Annotated in this window: 2 protein-coding genes; one reads left to right on the top strand and one right to left on the bottom strand. The window is 69.6% G+C overall.

Going from position 1 to position 3,520, the window contains the following annotated elements; all coding sequences use genetic code 11:
* The coding region (locus FVW20_RS09985; protein ID WP_196609311.1) for a molybdopterin-dependent oxidoreductase at nt 1–1,804 on the top strand (1,804 nt) is incomplete at its 5' end.
* A 139-nt stretch (nt 1,805–1,943) separates the two neighbouring features.
* On the opposite strand, the gene FVW20_RS09980 is transcribed toward FVW20_RS09985, so the two are convergent.
* A partial coding sequence (locus FVW20_RS09980; protein WP_196609310.1) for an NAD+ synthase occupies nt 1,944–3,520 on the bottom strand: 1,577 nt, incomplete at its 5' end.

Genomic DNA, 3,520 nt, shown 5'->3' with positions numbered 1-3,520 from the left:
CCGCCTGAGCCCCGACCGCATCACCACGCCGCTGGTGCGCGGCGCGGACGGCGCGCTGCACCCGACCACCTGGGACGAGGCGCTGGCCCTGTGCGCGTCGAAGCTGGACGCCCTGCGTGACACGCCGGAATCCATCCTGCACCTGCGCGGCTTCGGCTACCGGGGCGCGCTGGCGGAAGCCAGCAACTACCTCTTCAACAGTCTGGGCGCGGCCCGCAAGCGCGGATCCTTGTGCGACGGCGCGGGTGATGCCGCCTGCGAGGCCGACTTCGGCGCGCCGGACCACAACGACAGCGACGATCTGGCCAACGCCGCCGCCATCGTCAACTGGGGCAAGGACCTGGCCCGGTCCTCGCTGCACCTGGGACTGATGGTGCGCGACGCCCGAAAGCGCGGTGTGCCGGTGCTGACCATCTCTCCCGGCGGCGACGACAACGACGCCTTCACCGATGCCCGCATCCGCATCCGCCCCGGCGGTGACCGCTTTCTGGCCGCGGCGGCCATCCGCCGCCTGCTGGCCGGGGATGCCGTGCCGCCGACCATCAGCGAGCGCACGCGCGGCTTCGGGCAATTTCGGGACATGCTGCTGGCATACAGCGAGGCGGATCTGCTGGCCGCCTGCGATGCCACCCCGGCGGATCTGGACACCCTGTGCCGGTGGATGCGCCGCGAGGCAGGCAACGGCGGCCCCACGGCCAGCCTGCTGGGTTGGGGGCTGCAACGCTACCTGCGCGGCGGCGAGAGCGTGCGCTTCATCAACGCGCTGGTCATGCTGTCCGGCAACATGGGCGTTTCCGGCGGCGGCGCGTACTACGGCATTTCCTCTGGCCGCAGCCTGGACCTTTCGTGGAGCAGGAAGGCGGGCACGCCCGCCCGAACCTTCCTGCTGTCGCATCTGGCGCGGGAACTGGCACAGGCCGACCCGCCGGTACGCTTCCTGTGGGTGGACGCCTTCAACCCGGTGAACCAGTCGCCCGACGCACCGGCGCTGGCCCGCGCCGTGGAGGCCATCGACTTCACCGTGGTGGTGGAGGCCTTCCTGACCGACACCGCCAGCCGGGCCGACGTGGTGCTGCCCTGCGCGCTGGTGCTGGAGCGCGAGGAAATCTTCGGCTCCGCCTACCACAACTGCATCGCCTATGCCGCGCCTGCCTGTCCCATGCCCGGCGACGTGCGCCACGACTTCGACATAGCGCGCGGCGTGGCCGAACGGCTGGCCCGGCCCATTCCCTTCCCGGACCGGGAGGATGTACTGCGGCAGGCCCTGCGCTCACCTCACCTTGAAGTATCGCTTGAAGAACTGAAGGCCACCGGCTGGACCAAGGCCAAGCGGCCCTCCGTGGCGTGGGCAGGCCTGCGCTTTGCCCACCCCGACGGGCTGTACCACCTGCCCGAGGCCCTGCACATGGACGGTGCCGCCCCAGCCACCCCGGATGGGGCTTTGGCGAGCGACTACCCACTGCACCTGCTGACCCTGCTGGCCCCGGACTACGTCAACTCGCAGGTGGGCTTGCCCGGTCGCCAGCCCTCCGGCGATGCCGCCCCCATCACCGTGCAGGTGGCTCCCGAATGCCCGGCCTTGTCCACGCTGGATCTGAGTCGTCCCGTGTTCATCGTCTCGCCGCATGGCCGCATGCCCGTGCAGGTGCAGACCCTGCCCGGCATCCACCCCCGCACGGTCATCATGCCGCGCGGCGGCTGGCTGGCCCATGGGCGCTCGCCCAATGCCATCATCGCCCCGCTGGCCACCGACATGGGCGACAGCACCGCGTATTACGAGCAGCGGGTGCGGCTGGAGAATTGATCTATTTGATGACAAAACGGGCGTTTATGCCCATCCATGCCCTCCAATTAAAAAGTTTGGGGGGAGAGGGGATGGGGGTACGGGGGAAGGGGAGAACCCCCTTTTCCAAAAGGGGGTTCTCCCCTTCCCCCGATTCTCTTTACTCCAACACCAACCGGCTCGCCACGGGCATGCGCCAGCCGGTGCCGAAGGCGCGGTCGGTCACCTTCAGGCCGGGGGCGGCCTGCCGCCGCTTGAATTCGGAAATACGCACCAGCCGCAGCACGTTGTCCACCACGGCGGGATCGAAGCCCTCGACCACCACGGCGTTGCGGTCCATGTGGTGCACCACGCAGCACTCCAGGATGGCGTCAAGCACGTCGTAGGGTGGCAGGCTGTCGGTGTCCTTCTGGTCGGGCCGCAGTTCCGCCGAGGGGGGCTTGTCCAGGATGGCCGTGGGTATCAGGTCGTATCCGGCCTGTGCGTTGCGCCAGCGGCACACCCGGTACACCAGCGTCTTGGGCACGTCGGCAATGACCGCAAGGCCCCCGGCCATGTCGCCGTAGATGGTGCAGTAGCCCACGGCCAGTTCCGACTTGTTGCCGGTGGTCAGCAGCACCGCGCCCGACTTGTTGGACACGGCCATGAGCAGGTTGCCCCGGATGCGCGACTGGATGTTTTCTTCGGTCACGTCGCGCACCGTGCGGCCCAACGCGCCGAACACCGGGGCCAGCGCCGCGTCGAAGCCCTCCATCATCGGGCCGATGGGCACCGTGTGCACTGCGTCCGCAGACAGGCCCAGATTGCGGGCCACGGCCAGCGCGTCGGTCACGCTGCCTTCGCTGGAATGGGGCGAAGGCATCAGCAGCACCCGCACGTTCTCCGGCCCCAGCGCCTCTGCCGCCACAGCCGCCACCAGCGCCGAATCCACCCCGCCGGAAAGGCCCAGCACCGCGCCGGTGAACCCGCACTTGCGGGCGTAGTCGCGCGTGCCCATGACCAGCGCGTGCCACACCTGCGCCTCCGGCTCCGCCGGGTCCGGGCAGATGGCGCCCGTGCCCGCCGCAACGTCCACCAGCACCGTGTCTTCCTCGAACGGTCGCCCGCGCGCGATGAGATGCCCCACCGCGTCAAAGGCCACGCTCTTGCCCGCGAACAGCAAATCGTCGTTGCCGCCCACCTGGTTGGCGTACAGCACCGGCACCCGGTAACGCGAGGCCACGCGCGACAGCATGCGTTCGCGTACCGCCTGCTTGCCCAGCGTGAACGGCGAGGCCGACAGGTTGATGATGGCGTCCACCCCCGCCAGCCCAAGGTCCGCCACCGGATCGGTCTCGTACTGGCGGTGTTCCTGCCAGAAGGTCTTGTCGTTCCAGATGTCCTCGCACACCGTGACGCCCAGCCGCCAGCCCGCCACCGTCACCGCGCCGCAGTTCACCCCCGGCTCGAAGTACCGGCGCTCGTCGAACACGTCGTACGTGGGCAGCAGCACCTTGCGCGTGGCCACCGTTACCGTGCCCTCGTGCAGCAGAACCGCCGCGTTGTGCAGCCGGTTGCCCACCGGCGTGGGGTTGGGCACCGGAGCGCCCACCAGCACCGGCGGCGCATCCTTCAGCCGCAGTGCCAGCGCCTCGAGCGCCTTGCGGCAGCCGGGCACGAAGTCGCTCCGCAGCAGCAGATCGCGTGGCGGATACCCGCAGATGGCCAGCTCCGGCGTGACGCACAGCCCCGCACCCC

It is taken from the genome of Nitratidesulfovibrio oxamicus (genome assembly GCF_015731765.1).
GTDB lineage: Bacteria > Desulfobacterota > Desulfovibrionia > Desulfovibrionales > Desulfovibrionaceae > Cupidesulfovibrio > Cupidesulfovibrio oxamicus.
The sequence above is the reverse complement of the archived record's forward strand: the minus strand, read 5'-3'. Positions and strand labels throughout refer to the sequence as shown.